The 16762-nt window shown below is 42.4% G+C and carries 17 protein-coding genes; 3 read left to right on the top strand and 14 right to left on the bottom strand.

Going from position 1 to position 16762, the window contains the following annotated elements; translation table 11 throughout:
* The first annotated feature begins 396 nt into the window (after positions 1-396).
* On the top strand, positions 397-1524 hold the full coding sequence (locus M3197_RS09505; RefSeq protein WP_251661056.1) for a CAP domain-containing protein: 1128 nt from the start codon (positions 397-399) through the stop codon (positions 1522-1524).
* A 45-nt stretch (positions 1525-1569) separates the two neighbouring features.
* On the opposite strand, the gene M3197_RS09510 is transcribed toward M3197_RS09505, so the two are convergent.
* The 9 genes from M3197_RS09510 to M3197_RS09550 form a co-directional block, all read right to left on the bottom strand.
* Entirely contained in the window at positions 1570-2124 is a 555-nt protein-coding gene (locus tag M3197_RS09510; RefSeq protein ID WP_251661058.1) for a superoxide dismutase family protein, read from the bottom strand.
* Between the two features lie 69 nt (positions 2125-2193).
* Positions 2194-2577 (bottom strand): hypothetical protein, encoded by a 384-nt coding sequence (locus M3197_RS09515; protein WP_251661060.1) that lies wholly within the window; start codon positions 2575-2577, stop codon positions 2194-2196.
* A 268-nt stretch (positions 2578-2845) separates the two neighbouring features.
* On the bottom strand, positions 2846-4039 hold the full coding sequence (locus M3197_RS09520; protein ID WP_251661062.1) for a class I SAM-dependent rRNA methyltransferase: 1194 nt from the start codon (positions 4037-4039) through the stop codon (positions 2846-2848).
* A gap of 441 nt (positions 4040-4480) precedes the next feature.
* Positions 4481-5365, bottom strand: a complete 885-nt coding sequence (locus tag M3197_RS09525) for a DMT family transporter (protein WP_251661064.1) — start codon at positions 5363-5365, stop codon at positions 4481-4483.
* Positions 5366-5467: 102 nt separating this feature from the next.
* The gene (locus tag M3197_RS09530) at positions 5468-6955 is read right to left on the bottom strand and encodes a carbon starvation CstA family protein (protein WP_251661067.1); all 1488 of its coding nucleotides are present in this window, start codon (positions 6953-6955) and stop codon (positions 5468-5470) included.
* Positions 6956-7087: 132 nt separating this feature from the next.
* On the bottom strand, positions 7088-7819 hold the full coding sequence (locus M3197_RS09535; RefSeq protein WP_251661069.1) for a LytR/AlgR family response regulator transcription factor: 732 nt from the start codon (positions 7817-7819) through the stop codon (positions 7088-7090).
* Entirely contained in the window at positions 7809-9554 is a 1746-nt protein-coding gene (locus M3197_RS09540; protein WP_251661071.1) for a sensor histidine kinase, read from the bottom strand. The genes M3197_RS09535 and M3197_RS09540 overlap by 11 nt, the downstream gene beginning before the upstream one ends.
* Before the next feature lie 92 nt (positions 9555-9646).
* Positions 9647-10663 (bottom strand): NAD(P)H-dependent flavin oxidoreductase, encoded by a 1017-nt coding sequence (locus M3197_RS09545; RefSeq protein ID WP_251661072.1) that lies wholly within the window; start codon positions 10661-10663, stop codon positions 9647-9649.
* Positions 10664-10694: 31 nt separating this feature from the next.
* On the bottom strand, positions 10695-10892 hold the full coding sequence (locus M3197_RS09550; RefSeq protein WP_025783794.1) for a YwbE family protein: 198 nt from the start codon (positions 10890-10892) through the stop codon (positions 10695-10697).
* Positions 10893-11028: 136 nt separating this feature from the next.
* Here M3197_RS09550 and M3197_RS09555 point away from each other — a divergent pair, with 136 nt between their 5' ends.
* The gene (locus M3197_RS09555; RefSeq protein ID WP_251661075.1) at positions 11029-11478 is read left to right on the top strand and encodes a MarR family winged helix-turn-helix transcriptional regulator; all 450 of its coding nucleotides are present in this window, start codon (positions 11029-11031) and stop codon (positions 11476-11478) included.
* Positions 11478-14132 carry an MMPL family transporter gene (locus M3197_RS09560; RefSeq protein WP_251661077.1) on the top strand — a complete coding sequence of 885 codons (2655 nt, stop codon included), beginning with the start codon at positions 11478-11480 and terminating at the stop codon, positions 14130-14132. Before M3197_RS09555 ends, M3197_RS09560 begins: the two co-directional genes overlap by 1 nt.
* Before the next feature lie 192 nt (positions 14133-14324).
* Here M3197_RS09560 and M3197_RS09565 read toward each other — a convergent pair whose 3' ends face one another.
* The 5 genes from M3197_RS09565 to M3197_RS17470 all read right to left on the bottom strand — a co-directional run bounded on the left by M3197_RS09565 (position 14325) and on the right by M3197_RS17470 (position 16719).
* The gene (locus tag M3197_RS09565) at positions 14325-14780 is read right to left on the bottom strand and encodes a GNAT family N-acetyltransferase (RefSeq protein ID WP_251661079.1); all 456 of its coding nucleotides are present in this window, start codon (positions 14778-14780) and stop codon (positions 14325-14327) included.
* Positions 14781-15156: 376 nt separating this feature from the next.
* Positions 15157-15393, bottom strand: a complete 237-nt coding sequence (locus tag M3197_RS09570) for a DUF3977 family protein (RefSeq protein ID WP_251661081.1) — start codon at positions 15391-15393, stop codon at positions 15157-15159.
* A 43-nt stretch (positions 15394-15436) separates the two neighbouring features.
* Positions 15437-15778: an ASCH domain-containing protein gene (locus M3197_RS09575; RefSeq protein ID WP_251661082.1), complete on the bottom strand. Its 342-nt coding sequence runs from the start codon at positions 15776-15778 to the stop codon at positions 15437-15439.
* Between the two features lie 87 nt (positions 15779-15865).
* On the bottom strand, positions 15866-16429 hold the full coding sequence (locus M3197_RS09580; protein ID WP_251661084.1) for a histidine phosphatase family protein: 564 nt from the start codon (positions 16427-16429) through the stop codon (positions 15866-15868).
* A gap of 161 nt (positions 16430-16590) precedes the next feature.
* A complete protein-coding gene (locus M3197_RS17470) occupies positions 16591-16719 on the bottom strand; it encodes a tyrosine-type recombinase/integrase (protein WP_432813991.1) in 129 nt (42 codons plus the stop codon).
* Between the last annotated feature and the right edge of the window lie 43 nt (positions 16720-16762).

The raw sequence follows: 16762 nt of genomic DNA on the forward strand, positions 1-16762 counted from the left end.
TTCATGATGAGTCCTCCTTGGTATGCAAATTAGGGGTCAATTCGTGCAGATTTGACACCCCGCATCATACCAAGAGGGCTTTTTCTATTCAAGTCCCCGAAAAAGCTTCTAACAGGAATGCTCCTATCTCGTTTTCCATTCGGTGACTAGCACAATGACGATGACGACGGAAAATGCTAAAATATAAAACCAATTGGGGATTGTACTAAGACCACCAAACATTCCACCAGCTCCTCGTTATGTATGCATCCTACAAAAATCCGTCCATTCTTCACTTCTTTCTCAAAGTATACCTGCAATCCACTCTTCTGGAAACTATCACCTCTTCAAAATAAAGAGGTCACGCTGTATTCAATCGACTTGAGCAAGGTATACTAAGTATAGGAGGCGAATTATTTGAAACGACTATTTCTATTTGTGCTACTTCTCGTTGCCCTCTTTCTCTCAAAGCCTTATTGGGAAGAACCAGTCTCTAAGTATGTGGACCTATCCTTCTTAGACTCTATAGATGAAAAACTTGAAGACGTTGTCAACAAAGATACCATTGACTCGACAATCGATACATTACGGACCGCTACACAAGACCTCGCAGGTATCATCTCGGACAAAACAGAAGGATTGCGAGATGCGAAACAGTCTGTCGACAAACCTGCGCTTGCAAAGCCAACGGACACTCCTATCTCCATCAACAATATTGAAATTGGCGCAACTGCTGAACAAGTTACAGATACACTTGGAGAACCTAAGAGTCAATCACTCAATGAATACGGAACTGAATGGCAAACGTATCACACCGATTATCAAAACTTTGTCATGGTCTCTCTCGATGACTCTAATCGTGTCGGTGCCATTTACACAAATGATGACCTCATCTCATCTACAGTCGGTGTGTCGTATGGCGCCTCAAAAACAGATGTCAGAAATGCACTCGGCCAACCCATGACAAAGTTGCGTAAAGGGCTAAACGTTTTTGTCCTTCAAGAAGATGAAGGAATGGACCTTTTCAAACTGGGAGATGTCTATGCGTATGTATTTTATGACATTCATCAAGAAACAACTGTGACTGCTGTTGAACTCGTGTCTGTTGCACTGGAGAACAACAAAAAATCACTTTATGCTGAGCGTAGTGAAGCACTCCGTAATGGGTTTGAACGTCAATTGTTCGATCTTACGAATGCAGCTCGGGTCCGTCACGGCCGCTCTATCCTCTCTTGGGACAGCGCTGTTTCAGGTACCGCACGGAAACATAGTACGGATATGGCAGACAATGACTATTTTAGCCATGATAATTTACAAGGCCAATCCCCATTCGATCGCATCAAAGAAGATGGCATTGGATTCAAACGTGCCGGGGAAAACCTTGCTTACGGACAGTCCAGTAGCATCTTTGCGCACGAAGGCCTGATGAATTCGAAAGGCCACAGGGAAAACATTCTCTTAAAAGATTATAGTAGCCTTGGTATTGGCGTCAGTTTTAACCAAGAAATGCAACCGTATTATTCAGAAGAATTTTTACTCAGATGAAAAAACAGCCAGACCGTTTGCATGATGCTCAGTCTGGCTGTTTTTTCACTTTTTCTTGAGTTCCGCACATGCTATCCGTTCCCCTGAATTCCCTGAAGGATCCGTTTTATAATCATCTGCATCTGCGTGAATGACGAGCGCACTGCCATCTCCGTCCAATAGTGAGTTAGGTTTCCCAGGCTGGAGCGTGAGATTATGCATTTGCACTTTAACTGCGACTTTTCCATCATCTCCTACTTCCAAATTGGGCAAGTCTCCAAGGTGATACCCTTTGGAATTGTCAAAACCATGCTGTTTATCAGTCGGATTAAAATGACTGCCTGCAGATTGGAAATCAGGTGGTGTACAAACTGCCGTTTCATGAAGATGAATGCCATGTGTGCCCGGCTTCAGTCCCTCAGCTCCCAAGCTAATCGTGAGAATTCCATCTACTTCTGTGAAATGTGCTTCTCCAATTTGTTTCCCCTCGGTATTTATCAAATCCGTTTCAAATGTCTTTGTTGGTTCTGCACTCACAGGAACTTTTTGATTCATTGCCCCGCAGCCAACTAAAACACTCATTATTGTTGCAAGTACCATTCCTTTTAAAAGACGTTTCATATCGTTTTCAAACCTCCTTACCCTAAGGATGGCTGAATACAGGTAAATTATGTGTCTTTATGAATGTTTTTAAAGCTTTACTTCATCACTCATTTCAAATACGTCAAAAACGTCACGTTGAATAATCAGAGACATGATTTTTCCGTTCTTTTTAAAGTAATGGACGTTACCAACGCGTGCTTCCTTCAGCTCCGTCCATCCCCATCTTTTGATTTCTTCCAAATACTCCGGAGGCGGTGTGCCTTCCTCGTCTCCAATACTTTTCATCTGGTACTTTGCAGACTTCGCAATCTCTGTCGTACAATCTTCCGGTTTCAATTCATATGCATTGTTGGGAACGGGGAATCCCTCATTAATGACAGCCATCCGGTAACCATCTTCATGTGCAAATGTATAAGAACATCCTGATAGCAACCATGCTCCTAAGATAAGTATTCCGGCAATCCGTTTCATCCAACTAACCTCCCGAATTTTTCTGTTACTTCAAGAGTACTTCATAGATTCGGTCCTGTCTTTAACGTATTTGTGACAAAAAGAAAAGCTGTTACAAAAGGTCATAATGATGACTTTTTGCAACAGCCTTTCTAAGGTTTCATAATTGTGAGTAGTATACACACGGTGTTGATTTACGTTCCAGGCGGACGCTATCCACTTCCTTCAACAAAACCACCATGCGCAGCAATTAGTGTCGCATCAAATTTTAGACAAGTCCTCTAATTAATTATTTCAATTTCTGGATGATACATACTTTTAAATAGTTGAATTCCGGATAATCTCGGTTCGTGCGGAAATCTTTTGGCAGAGAGGATTCTTCCAAAATTTTATACTTCGTACCCGATGCTTTGAACGCTTCGTCAATGAACGTCTTGAACTTTTTCATACTGAAGCTTGCGTTATTTGTAGATGCGACGATGAATCCTTTTTTCTCAGTAATCGCAATCGCGTCCTGCAACAAAGCCGTATAGTCTTTTGCTGAACTGAACGTGTACTTTTTTGAGCGCGCGAAGCTAGGTGGATCTAGTACCACTACATCAAACTTCAACTCGTGACGCTTCGCATAACGGAAGTAATCGAAGACGTCCATCACTTTGATATCTTGTGCTTCATAGTCGATACCATTCACACTGAATTGTTCAATCGTTTTTGCTAAACTACGCTTTGCTAGGTCAACGCTTGTCGTCTTCACAGCTCCACCGCATAATGCAGCGACTGAGAACGCGCCTGTATAAGAAAACGTATTCAGTACATGATTGCCTTCAGAGTATTTGTCTCGAAGTGCAGCACGCACATCACGCTGATCAAGGAATACGCCTGTCATAGCGCCATCATTCAAATCGATCGCAAAGTTCATGCCGTTTTCTTTGACGATGATTGGGAAATCACCAGGAGTTCCTGATACGTAATCATCCTGATCAATGTACTGACCTTTTGTATCAAAACGTTTTTTCTCATAGACCGCTTTCGCATTGACGATTTTGTCTAACACACCGTAGACATGGTGCTTCATTGAATAGATTCCTTCGCTGTACCAGCTCACCATGTAATAACCATCAAAGTAATCAATTGTCAGACCACCAATACCATCGCCTTCTCCGTTAAATAGACGGTATGCAGTCGTTTGGGTATTCAACTTAAAGTTACTTCGACGTTCAAATGCCGCACTCATTCGGGATTCGAAAAAGGAGAAGTCGATTGCTTCTTCTTCTTTTCTCGTAAGTACCCAGCCAATTCCTTTGTTTTGGTTTCCATAATAGCCTTTGGCAATGAAACGACGGTTGCGATCGATTATTCGCAACAAGCTTCCTTCTTCTTTTAAGACTTCCGGGTTCATGACAGCGTCTTTTAAGATAAGTGGATAGCCTTTCTTTAAAGCGCTCCCACTTTTATCGTTTACGAGTACATCAATTGTTTTCATGTTTTCATCCTTTTCTACGGATAGTTATGTCCGTTCGCACATTTTCTTTATTATCGCACGTTTGGCTTCGAATTGCGATTCCTTCCTATATACACTCACAAGATTATACATTTTGGCACCGTTGTTTTCCTCTGCAGGTGGAAGCTTTCCGAGGGGCTCTATTGGCCGTATTTCTGCGTTCTTTGCAGAAAATAAGGCAGCCCTGTGCTCCTAACACTTCGCTTTTACTCGCAAAAGCCGTTCTTCGTTACGACTTTCGCTCCGCTCAGTCCAGGGTCTTCAATACTTCGCTTGTCCCTCCGGAGACTTTTAGGCCACGGGCTCACAGGATGTGAGTCATGCAACCGTTGCCGCAGGACGCGGCGTACTTAGGTTACCTGCCGCTTCAAACAACTATTATAATAAGCAATAATTAAAACCAAAAGCTCATAATATTAGAATTCACAATATGGATTTACGGATTTTTCTTTTTATTAAAAATGAAGGTTTTGTTTCTGCTAGTAGGATTGCTAGTAAAATGAGTGCAGCTCCTATGAGCATTTGTGCTGTGACGATTTCGCTAAGCATGATAATGGAGAAGATCATTCCCCATAATGATTCCATTGATAGCAGGATGGCCGCTTTTGTTTCAGAGACGTGCTTTTGTGCGACGGTCTGCAGCAAGAATGCGAGCGTGGTTGAGAACACACCTAAATAGAGTAATGAAGTCGCAGAAGTCGTCGTGATAGGAAGAGCAATCTCTCCTTTTACCCCGATTACGATACAGGCAATTACCGCAGCAACCGTCATTTGGACAAGTGTCAATGTAATCGCATCTTCTTTTCGAACAAATTGACCTGTGTAAAAAATATGGAATGCAAAGAACACGGCGCATAAAAGAGATAATACATCTCCAGGATTGACCGAAAGTGAGCCATTTAACGATAAAAGTGCAATTCCCGCCATTGCAAGGACCGCACCGATGAGCTCAAATGCGCTTACTTTTCTACGATATAGTACGAATGCAATGAACGGGACGATCAGTACGTTCACCGCCGTTAAAAATGCATTATTGGACGGTGTTGTAAATTGCAAACCAACCGTCTGGAATGCAAATGCACTATACAAGAACACACCTAGTAGGCCACCCTTCAAAAGAACAGACTTAGAGAGGTTCAACAATTTCTTATAAAACAAAACTCCAAGCAATACGGCTCCAATGATAAACCGTCCTGCAAGAATTTGATACGGACTAAAATAGTCTAACGCAATCGCGCTGACAGGAAATCCTGTTCCCCAAATAATCGCCGTCACAAGCAGGCCGATTTCACCTATGTATTTACGCATCCAGCATCCCCCTGTCTGTGACTAGTATACAAGGGAACAAGGAGCGCCGTATAGAAGAATATACAAAAGACCTTCGGTGTTTTTTCCGAAGGTCCCGTCTATTTATTCTTGTGGTGTCGTTGCAGCCGATGCCGCTCCTGCTAGTGCATCGTCCCACTCTGGAGCTGTGACTTCCAAAGGTATATTCTCTCTCCGAGCTTTAACAGCTGCAAAGAAGAACAGCGCTACTAGGAATATTGAAATTACACTAGCACCTATTAACGCGACATCCATCTCTAATCTAAATCCGATTTGCGCATTCAAGATGTACGTCATTGTTGCCATGAGCATGAATGTCCCGGGTACGAGCGCAATCCAGTAATTCTTTTTTGCGATGAATAAATACATTGCTGCGACAAAGAGCGCTATGACTGCTGTCGACTGGTTCGCCCATGAGAAATATCTCCAGAGGATATCGAAGTCAACAAATGTCAACGCGATAGAGACTGCAAATAGTGGAAGTGCAATCCATAGACGACTCATGATTTTCACTTGTGGTAATTTGAAATAGTCAGCAATAATCATGCGAGCACTACGGAATGCAGTGTCTCCTGAAGTGATCGGCAAGATGATAACGCCAAGGATTGCGAGCGTTCCGCCAACAGCGCCAAGCATCATCACAGAAGCTTCACTAACGATCATTGCAGGACCACCTGCTGCAAGCAATTCGTTCAATCCAACTGGACCATTGAACAACGCCATACCAGCAGCTGCCCAAATCATTGCGATAATCCCTTCAGCAATCATCATGCCGTAAAAGATTTTACGACCTTGTTTTTCACTTTGTGTCGTGCGAGAAATGATAGGAGTTTGTGTCGCATGGAAACCGGACAATGCTCCACATGAAATCGTCAAGAAAAGAAGCGGGAAGATCGGAATATTATCCGGATGCAAGTTTGTTAGTGACAATTCCGGAATCGGTGCTCCAGTAACTAGCATTCCACCACCAACGCCCAGTGCACTGATGATCAGCAACAAGCCGAAAATTGGGTAGAAGCGCCCTATGATTTTATCAATCGGAAGCAACGTTGCGAGAATGTAATAGATGAAGATTGCTGTAATGATGAAGCCCATTGCTGCCCAGCCATTCATCAATGTGTACAACAAGCCTGCAGGTGCAGAAACAAATACTGTTCCAACGAGTAATAATAGTAAAATTGCGAAAGCGTTTACAAGATGTTTCATGAATTTACCGAGGAATTTACCAGCGAGTTCCGGTAAATGTGCGCCACGGTTTCGAATAGAAATCATACCTGTTAAATAGTCATGGACGGCACCCGCAAAAATCGCACCAAGTACGATCCAGAGAAATGCTACCGGTCCATATAGTGCTCCCATGATTGGACCAAAAATCGGACCAACTCCTGCAATATTCAGCAACTGAATCAAGGAGTTCTTCTTTGTGTTCATGGGTACATAGTCAATACCGTCAGCGTTTGCATAAGCAGGTGTCTGACGTTCTTCCTTCACCCCGAAAACACGTTCCACGAATTTCCCATACGTGAAATAGCCGACAACGAGTAACGCTACCCCAAATAGAAATGTATACACGCAATTCCCACCCCTTTGTCTTTATATGTTCTGTTATTAGTTTAGATTAATTATTCTAACAATAGATGGGTTTTACGTTAACATGTCGATTTTCAAGTTTAAGATGCATGTGGGGGACATTAAGGTGTCGTGTTAGTGCTCAAGTTTTGCCCTCAAGCCTTTTACATAATTACGACTCACTGACAATTTCTCCGTGCTACCCTCGATTTCGAGCTGATAGGCACCATTGAACCAAGGTGACAAACGATTGACGTGTAACAGATTGACTAGATAACTTTTATGAATACGATAAAACGAAAAAGTAGCGAGTCGCGTCTCCAACTCTTTTAACGTCGTCTTTACTTCATGCTCTGTCGTCTTTGTTATGATTCGTGTCACACTATCTTCACGACAAATGTATAAAATACAACGAATGGGGACGTAGACAATTTCCCCTTCCCGTTCAATTGCTAATTTCCCAAGTTGATGGATAGACTCTTGGACAGTCTCTGGCGTTTCCTTCACGCGAATCCGATTTAATGTTTGTGAAATCTGTTCTTCTTCATAGGGTTTCAATAAGTAGTCAATTGCATTCACACGGAACGCATCCGCTGCAAATTGAGGATAAGCGGTTGCAAAAATGATTTGTGGTGGATTCTTCAATTCTCTTAAAACAGCCGCGACTTCAATCCCATTCATCTTCGGCATTTCCACATCCAAAAATACGACGTCTGGCTGTAACCGGATTGCCTGCATAATGGCTGCGTCCCCCGAATCCGCTTCTCCAATGATTTTCACATTCGAATGCCGACTAAGCAGGTATATGAGTTCTTCACGTGCATAGCGTTCATCATCCACAACGAGTGCTTGAATGTTAGATGACATGGTGGATCACCTCTTCTTTTGGAATTGCAAATCTCACGACCGTCCCTTCCCCGTTTGTTGTTGTAAATTGAAGACCTGCTTGATCGCCAAACGTCATCATCAACCTACGATGTACATTATATAGTCCCCTCCCAGTACCTGACTCCGACTCAACTGGGTGTTCCCCCAAAGTCTCCAGCCGTTCTGTTGTAATCCCCTTTCCATTATCTGATACTGTAATTTCTGTTTCTCCATCTCGTGCAGCAATCATCACTTTCACAACACTACCTCGCGCCATATCTGCGATTCCATGTTTAACAGCATTCTCGACAATTGGCTGAAGTGTAAGTGGTGGTATAAGCTGCGAAAGGACAGAAGGATCGACATCAAAGTCAATCGTAAGTTTGTCGACAAAGCGTGCTTCTTCGATTTGTAGATAGGCCCGCACGTGAGCCAATTCTTGTTCAAGCGTCACCCGTGCGGCAGTTGTTCCTTCAACGTTTTGTCGCAGGAATTTTGATAAGGAAGTCAACAATTGACGTGCCTGATCGGGATCCGTTCGTATAAGAGAAATAATGACGTTCAGTGAATTGAAGAAGAAGTGTGGACTAATCTGTGCTTGTAATGCTTTGATCTCTGCATCTTTCGCAAGCTCATGCGCCTGGTCCGCAGCAGCAATTTCCAACTGATCACTAAGTAACGAACTAAGTCCATCAATCAATTCAATTGTGACATCTGTAATGGCTTTTTCAGATGGATAATATAATTTGAGCGTGCCAACCACTTGGTCCCTTTGTTTCAATGGTGCAATTACGGCTGCTCCAAGTGGGCAATCCGTGTGAATACAGTGAATGACTTGGTCATTGGCAACCACACGATTTCCATGCTGAAGCACTTCTTTCGTTATGTGTGTTTGAATTGGACTGTACGAACGGTGATGATCACTCGCTACTCCAACATGTGCTAGAATTTCTTTCCGATTCGTCATTGCTACAGCACTCGGTGAGAGCTCGTTGAAAAGAATCTGGCACACTTCGTTGCACGTTTCAGGTATCATGCCTTTTCTTAAGTGTGCGAGAGTTTGGTTGGCAATTCGTAACGTTTTTTGCGCTTGAAGTGCAGTTGCTCTGTCCTGTTCACTCATCACGTTATACACAATAAGAAGGAATATAGCCGTTCCAACTCCATTTGCGATAATCATTGGAAGACCGATTGCTTGAACGAGCGCCCATGCTTCAGTAAATGGCTTCGAGAGGACGAGAATCAGTGCCATTTGAATGGACTCAGCGAGCGCACCGATTGCAAATGCCGCGAGCGGCTTGACTGTTTTCCCTTTTTTATAGAAGTAGCTAGCTAGAATCCCTGACAAAATTGTCGACAGTCCACATGAAAACGCAGTAAATCCGCCTAACGTCATTCGATGAATTCCAGCGATGAGACCTGCACCAACACCAAATCGATAACCCCCAAGTAATCCGGCGACAACAATCCCGATGACACGGGAATTGGCAATCGCTTCGTCTCCTGCTAGATTCATCGTCACGCTATTGAAATGGAACGTTTCCGTGTTAAAGGCAACGCCTAAATACGTTCCGATAATACCGAAAAAACCAAAAAACACAATGGCACTCACAGTTTGTCGACGATCGAGTGTGTCTTGGTGCACAAGCTGTTTGAAGAAACGAAACCTAGTCAAGATGAACGCAACCGCAACAATCGTCCCCACTCGTTCCAACATGATAATTAGTAAATCCATTTTGCCCGCACCTCTCAATCCTCTGTCTGTTCAAGTATACTGTATTTTCCGTCAACTCAAAAGAAGAGAATGCACAAAAGCACTCTCCTCATTTACTCTTTAGATAGGATCTTGGCTATAGTACTCTCAACAGTGCCTGGTTGTGTGTTTTCAACAGATGATCCCGCCCACAACGACAGATACTCTGCATTGTTTTGCAATGCCGCTTCTTTTCTAATATGTTTCGTCAAATCATTTTGGTAGGGATAGGGTGCAATCGGAGATTCGTTCATCTGTTCAATGAATCGATTTCGGATGCCACGAGCCGGTCTTCCGGAAAACACATCTGTGATCACTGTACTATCAGAAGTAGCATTCAAAACAGCATGTTTATAGGCAATTGATGCTCCGCTTTCCTCTGTTGCTAAAAGTACAGTCCCAATTTGAACAGCGAAAGCACCCTTTTTCAGCAGTTCGTTCATCCGCTCATTCGTTGCAATGCCACCAGCAACGATGATTGGAATTTGAATGACCTCGCGAACTTCCTCAAGTAAGGTATCCAGTGAAATTAGTGGACCTCCTGGGTGAAATGATCCTCTATGCCCCCCGGCTTCTGACCCTTGAATGACAACCATATCTAGTCCCGCTTGCTGCACTGCCATCGCTTCGTCTACAGTAGTTGCGGTCCCAATCAAAATTATTCCTGCATCGTGAAGTCTTTCAACAGATTCTGCATCTGGAATTCCAAACGTAAACGAACAAGCGGCTGGCTTTTCCTCTATCACTACGTCGATCTGTCCGTGAAAATCTGGTTCAGAAAGTGGTGCTTTCCAAAACGGCATGCCAAGTTGTTCTCCGATTGGTTGTAGTGCTAAATACGCTAAACGTAATTGCTCTTGGTCAAACGGTGTTTTGTCTGGCACAAATAGATTTACAGAAAAAGGCCCATTTGTTAGTGCTTTCACTTCTTGAATTACGCTGCGTGTATCGGATGCAGATAAATAACCAGCTCCAATTGAGCCTAATATATTCGCTTTTGTACACGCTACAACGAATTCAGGTGTCGTGATTCCTGCCATTGGTGCTTGAATAATTGGATGTTGAATACCTAGAGTTTGTTCGAACCCCATGATTTCCCTCCTATTCACATTAGTAGTTTTTTTATTCCCCTAAAATGTCGCACACTCTACCGACTTGTCCATCCTCAAGACGAACTTTGATGCCGTGGGGATGATGGGCTGAATTTGTCAGCAAATCTTTGACAATCCCCTCTGTCTTCACACCGCTCCGCTGATCTTTCTTCAAGATGACTGCTACTTTCAGTCCTGGATGAATATCACTTCTGTTTTTACCGTCCATAGTTACCCACTCCTTTTTCTATTAGTTTATCACATGAGCGGTTCGGTATTGCCTCGCATGATTCAAAGAAAACATTCTAGTTGACGCTTGATAGTTTATCCCCTAAACTAGTAATAGTTTAGGGGGTGAACTTATTTTGAAAGAAACATTACTTGAGGCGATTGAACTATTCGAAGAAATAATGATTTATGGAACTGAACATTTTTTAAAATCGGTACAATCTCCGATTCGAAAAGAATATTCTCCAGAGCAGATTCAAACGTTAAAACTGTTGTCTGCTTATGGTTCGTTATCCAACGGAAAACTCGCGGAGCTTCAGGGTGTCCATAAAAGTGCAATTACGGCACGGATAAAGAAGCTTGAGGAAAAGGGGTTGGTCCAGACAGCACGCGTGCCTCATGACCAACGAACCAAAATAGTTCGTCTGACAGAACTCGGTCAGGAAATACTCTTTGCCTCTAATGCGGCGATTAACGAATCCATTTCCCGGTTGTTTGAAAACGAAATTTCTGAAGAAGAATTGATTCATTTCGTGAAAACATTTCGAAAACTAAAGGACATTTTGCAAATGAAGGAGCTTAACTGATGAAGACAATTTTGAAATTCAGATGGCCGATTTTCATCGTCCTGCTAGGTCTTGCAGTCGGACTGCTGTTCGTTGCACCAGACCTTGCAAAACAAGCTGAAGAAGCAGGCTCATTCCAGTTAGCGGAAGATGCTGATTCACAAAAAGCGGCGGACATCTTGGAAAAAGCAGGCGCTTCAGAAGATACTCTTTCACTCGTCTATGACTTTGACAAAGCCGTCTCTGATGAAGACAAAAAAGAGGTTCAAAACACCGCTAAAGATATTGAAAATGTAGGAAAACCCGTGACCGCTGTCATGGATCCATTTGAAAGCGAAGAGGTTGAGAACCAACTCGTCTCTGAAGACAAAAAGACGGTACTCGTTCCGATTACGGTAGATGGTTCTGAAGAAGAAATCATCGATCTAAGCGAAAAAATCCGCTCTGAAATCTTGCCGAAAGACACAACCGTCTATTTAACTGGCGAAGCAATCATTAACAATGACGTAAACGAAAGTGCGCAAGAAGGATTGAAGAAAACGGAGGTCATTACCGTTGTCCTCATCTTTGCTTTGCTACTTATCGTGTTCCGATCGATCGTGACTCCAATCGTTCCATTGATCGCCGTCGGGATTACGTATTTACTCAGCCAATCTCTCGTTGCGTTCTTCGTTGACTGGTTCGGATTCCCGGTCTCCAACTATACGCAGATCTTCCTCGTCGCGATTCTATTCGGACTCGGTACCGACTACTGTATCCTTCTCTTGAGCCGATACAAAGAAGAATTGATCGAAGGGCATGAAATCCAGGAAGCAATTGTGAATACGTACAAAACTGCTGGCCGTACATTGATTATCAGTTCACTCGCTGTATTCATCGGGTTTGCGGCAATTGGATTCGCAGATTTCCCAATCTTTAAATCCGCAGTTGCGGTAGCAGTCGGAATTGCTGTTTTGATTCTCGTGCTATTCACAGTCGTGCCGTTGTTCATGATGTTGCTGAAAGACAAATTGTTCTGGCCAGCAAAGCAAGCGACTACTCACAATGACAGTAAACTGTGGATACGTTTCAGCAAACTGTCCGTTTCACGTCCGTTGCTTTCAATGGCAATTGTTGCCGTTATTACAGTGCCATTATTGCTGACATACGACAACGACCTTTCCTTTAATACTGTAGATGAAATCGATCAGTCGAAAGAGTCCGTGAAAGGGCTGAATCTGATCTCTGCAGGGTTCGGTAAAGGGGATTCTCTTCCAGTCCAGGTCATCTTAAAAGACGACAATTCGATTGTCGATGAAAAAGATGTCCCTTACTTAGAGACAATTAGCCGTAACCTAGAGAAAGTGGAGGGCGTGAAATCCGTACGTACGATTACCCGTCCAACGGGTGAACAGATCGACGATTTAAATGTTGACAAACAATTAGGGTTCATCTCCGATGGTTTAAAAGAAGCAAATGACGGCATTAAAAGCGTCCAAGACGGACTCGGGCAAGTCGAGGGCGGACTGAACGATGCCGCAAGCCAGTTGCCGTCTGGTTCTGAAGCATCATCAGGTGGTGCTGGATTGCGACAAGCCGCTCAAGGTATCGGCCAGATTAATGACCAACTCGGCCAAATCGCAGGCGGACTGTCTCAAGGAATGCCTGCCGCACAAGCAGCTGGCGGATTAAACGCCCTCAATAAGGAACTAGGAAAAATCTCATCCAGCCTGAATGGCGCTGCGGGACAGATTGAAGGATCCGGCTCCCAGGTCGGTCAGCTCAGCGGTGGGCTCGGTCAACTTGCCAAAGGCGTCACCGATTCTAAGAATGGTTTGACTGAAATTAGTAAAGGGCTGACAGAAGTAACAGATATGCTGAAGGATATGAGTGAAACGCCAAGTATCCGCGATACAGGAATCTACATTCCCGCAGGTACGCTCGGCGAAAAAGAGTTCCAACCAGTCATCGATCGTTATACATTTGGCGACGAAACCGGAATTCTTATGGAAGTGATATTGAAAGATGATCCCTATGCCCGTGAATCGATTGCAACAGTGCATGCGATTAAGGACAGCGTAAGGACTTCTGTCATCGGTACTCCATTTGAAGATACGGAGGTTGCATTCGCAGGTATTTCCAGCATGAACTCCGATCTAGATGATATTTCATCGAAAGACTTTACCAGGACCGTGGTCATTATGTTGGTTGGACTGTTCGTCGTATTGACGATTCTATTCCGATCAGCCATTATGCCAATGTATATGATTGGTTCGTTGCTACTCACTTACTACACGGCCATTTCCGTGACGGAACTGATTTTCGTGAATGGGCTTGGTTATGACGGCATCAGCTGGGCAGTTCCATTCTTTGGGTTCATCATGCTGATCGCACTCGGGGTCGACTATTCAATCTTCCTGCTCGACCGCTTGCGTGAAGAGAGCATCAAAGGAAGTACGATTGCCGATGCATTGAAGATTTCCATGGCGAAGATGGGCACGGTCATCATCACCGCCGCCGTCATCCTCGCCGGCACATTCGGCGCGATGATGCCTTCTGGAGTATTAAGCCTTGTACAAATTGCAACCATCGTCATTACAGGTCTCTTGCTGTATGGCCTCATCATCCTGCCGCTCCTGATTCCGGCGATCACCGTATCGTTTGGCCGAGGTGTTTGGTGGCCATTCCGCGGGTGACTGAAATTGAGTATACAAAAAGAATCCATTCTGAACAATTATTGTTCAGAATGGATTCTTTTTGTTAATTAATATCTGGAGTATGAGACAAAAGCTTATGTTAGCTATGGTGCTGTTCCACAATTGCGCCCTATTCTGGAACAGTCTTAAATTTAAAAGGGAGAACCAAAAACAGGCTCCCCTTATTTTAATTTATTCGTTTATATATTTGATAACAGCCATTTCTTGTCCAAACCGGTCACCATTATCAATAAATCCCAAACTGGCATATAAGTGATGAGCTTCCTGATTTTCCGGATGATAACCAACAACAATCTTTTCTGCATTTGGCAACTTACTCATCTCTGAAATCATTAACTTTGTCGCAGCTTTCCCTATACCTTTACCTTGATAATTCTCATCGACCATTATTCTGAATACCCAATAGCCATCAAGTTCCTCTTTTTCAGTGTTAAACATAAGAAAACCCACTACTTTGTTTTCATAATAAATTGCAAAAGGTTTTAATGACGGTTCAAACTTTGATTGGGCAATTGATATAGCATTTGACTCCAAATACTCTGTTTGTTTCTCTGATAGTTTCAATTCACAACATTCATACCAGTTTCCTTCGTTTAATTCTTCGATTTTCACATTACCTGTAAGCATAAATTTTCCCCTTTCAAATTTGGGGAAACGCTAAGTAAACTTTGTTAGTTAGGCGTTATCCCCTTTAAGTTCTTCAGTAAAAAAGTTTTTTTGTTTGTCATAATGAACGCCTCCCTTAACAAGTAATGTCTAAAAATTACAATGTGGAAATCTTTAGACAGTGTAATTATACCATGATTTGTTCCGTAAAATGACCCGATTGCGGAACAAAATCTATTTGTTTCATAGTACCATAATAAACCAATTCTGATAAATTTTAAAATACACCTATATAAGGTGTTGTTACGACACGTTATGGTCCGGTTGCGTCATAAAAAATACCATCAGTATACGTTCTCTTGTTCTACAAACGCGCCCGGTTCTTGCACGCTGCAACTTAATTGCTAGTTATACCAAATATTATTTTAATGGCTATCCGTTTTTTTCTACTCCGTTTGAAACCTTCCTTCGTATCAAGGATGAGAACAGTTTTACCAATCCAAATCCTTATGTAAAAAGATTGATACTTTATAGGTCCTACTATTCCTTTTTCTTCGTGTTCAGTACCGTCTGCCAACTCTGTTTCTGTCCTAACAAGCCAAGTATTTCCTATTCCAAATTCAATAAATTTCAAAGTATCATCTCTCTCCGTACCTGCATCAATCTGGCCCGATTCTTTAACAAAGCTTTATTGCAATAGCTAGTGTACCCCACTTTTCTTCTTCTTTTGGAGTGTATATATGATGAATACGTTCAACCCTTTCATCAATAGAACTACCAACAGCATCGAAGTCCCTTGCTGGGATACTTTCATACAACTCTTTAAAAGTTGGATACTTATTTAATTCGATAACTTCCACAGTTACTGTTTCTTTACTATCTGGAAGTTTGGTGAATCTTATGATATCACCTAACCCTAATTTTCTTCGTTTTTCATCGTACAATCTTACTTCCACTGTCTTTCTACCAGACTTAATTGAATTAAAGGGTGCTTCATAAAGCCCCATAGCATGTTCCATTTTCCCAACCCCCACTTTAAATCTTTAATGCATTAAATTGGCTTTATTGCATAATGGACGCAAATTCTTATTCCAGATTTGCGCCCGTTAATTGAATAAAGAGTATGTAGTACAATTCCAATGTTTTGAACTCGGACTACTTTTACCTTTCCAACCCATCTTCTGAAGTTCTTTTGAGACCAGTATATTAAAAAAACCATGACCAACCAATACTATCGACGTATGTTTTTCGGCATACCATACTAATAATTTTGATGCCTTTTTAGCTCTATCCTTTGCTTCATTCAAAGACTCACAATCTCTTGAATAACCCAAAAACCACAAACATCTTAAAATCAAACTCCAAGTACTCGGATTTAATTTCATTCCCCTAGCTACTGGAATAGGCAACTCTGTTTCACGAAACAAGGGGTCTGATACTGCTGTTAAATTTCGATTTAACAATTTTGCTGATTCGATAGATCTTTTTAGATCACTTGTAATAACAATATTTGCCGTTGCTATTCTTTCAAGTGTATCTGCCGGATAGGAGTTTTCTTCAAAAACCCCATTACAATCATACTGTTCAATCCATTGTTTAAACTCCATGCATTTTATTCGATTATTCTCAGTACACATAGATCTACCATGCCTAATTAGTGAGATTTCCATAGTGACTCTCCTGGTATTCATTTTCAAGTTGATGTGCAACAATCTGGCCCGTTTGGGGCATAGTGCATAATTAAAGTTCTATACCTCAACAACAATTTTAACTATTTATTCAATCATAACACAAATTCCAATAATAGGAATAATATCCAGATATAAAATCTTTAAAAGTATTTGGTGTAGAGATTGTATCTCAGTTTTCCACTAAGTTGAGCGTAAATTCTTGTTGTTTCACTTTTTTCGTGACCCAGGAGGCTTTGAATCACTTCAAGCGGGGCCCCGTTATCGATCATATGAGTCGCATAGCTGTGACGTAACTGATGAGGGTGAATTGTT

This window comes from Sporosarcina aquimarina (assembly GCF_023715615.1).
Taxonomy (GTDB): domain Bacteria; phylum Bacillota; class Bacilli; order Bacillales_A; family Planococcaceae; genus Sporosarcina; species Sporosarcina aquimarina_A.

Bases quoted from the DNA above. Each gene is read 5' to 3' on its own strand.
- M3197_RS09525 (WP_251661064.1), bottom strand. From the start codon at position 5,365: ATGCGTAAATACATAGGTGAAATCGGCCTGCTTGTGACGGCGATTATT.
- M3197_RS09545 (WP_251661072.1), bottom strand. From the start codon at position 10,663: ATGGGGTTCGAACAAACTCTAGGTATTCAACATCCAATTATTCAAGCA.
- M3197_RS09560 (WP_251661077.1), top strand. From the start codon at position 11,478: ATGAAGACAATTTTGAAATTCAGATGGCCGATTTTCATCGTCCTGCTA.
- M3197_RS09520 (WP_251661062.1), bottom strand. From the start codon at position 4,039: ATGAAAACAATTGATGTACTCGTAAACGATAAAAGTGGGAGCGCTTTA.
- M3197_RS09535 (WP_251661069.1), bottom strand. From the start codon at position 7,819: ATGTCATCTAACATTCAAGCACTCGTTGTGGATGATGAACGCTATGCA.
- M3197_RS09580 (WP_251661084.1), bottom strand. From the start codon at position 16,429: ATGGAAATCTCACTAATTAGGCATGGTAGATCTATGTGTACTGAGAAT.
- M3197_RS17470 (WP_432813991.1), bottom strand. From the start codon at position 16,719: ATGATCGATAACGGGGCCCCGCTTGAAGTGATTCAAAGCCTCCTGGGT.
- M3197_RS09550 (WP_025783794.1), bottom strand. From the start codon at position 10,892: ATGGACGGTAAAAACAGAAGTGATATTCATCCAGGACTGAAAGTAGCA.
- M3197_RS09575 (WP_251661082.1), bottom strand. From the start codon at position 15,778: ATGGAACATGCTATGGGGCTTTATGAAGCACCCTTTAATTCAATTAAG.
- M3197_RS09515 (WP_251661060.1), bottom strand. From the start codon at position 2,577: ATGAAACGGATTGCCGGAATACTTATCTTAGGAGCATGGTTGCTATCA.
- M3197_RS09565 (WP_251661079.1), bottom strand. From the start codon at position 14,780: ATGCTTACAGGTAATGTGAAAATCGAAGAATTAAACGAAGGAAACTGG.
- M3197_RS09540 (WP_251661071.1), bottom strand. From the start codon at position 9,554: ATGGATTTACTAATTATCATGTTGGAACGAGTGGGGACGATTGTTGCG.
- M3197_RS09510 (WP_251661058.1), bottom strand. From the start codon at position 2,124: ATGAAACGTCTTTTAAAAGGAATGGTACTTGCAACAATAATGAGTGTT.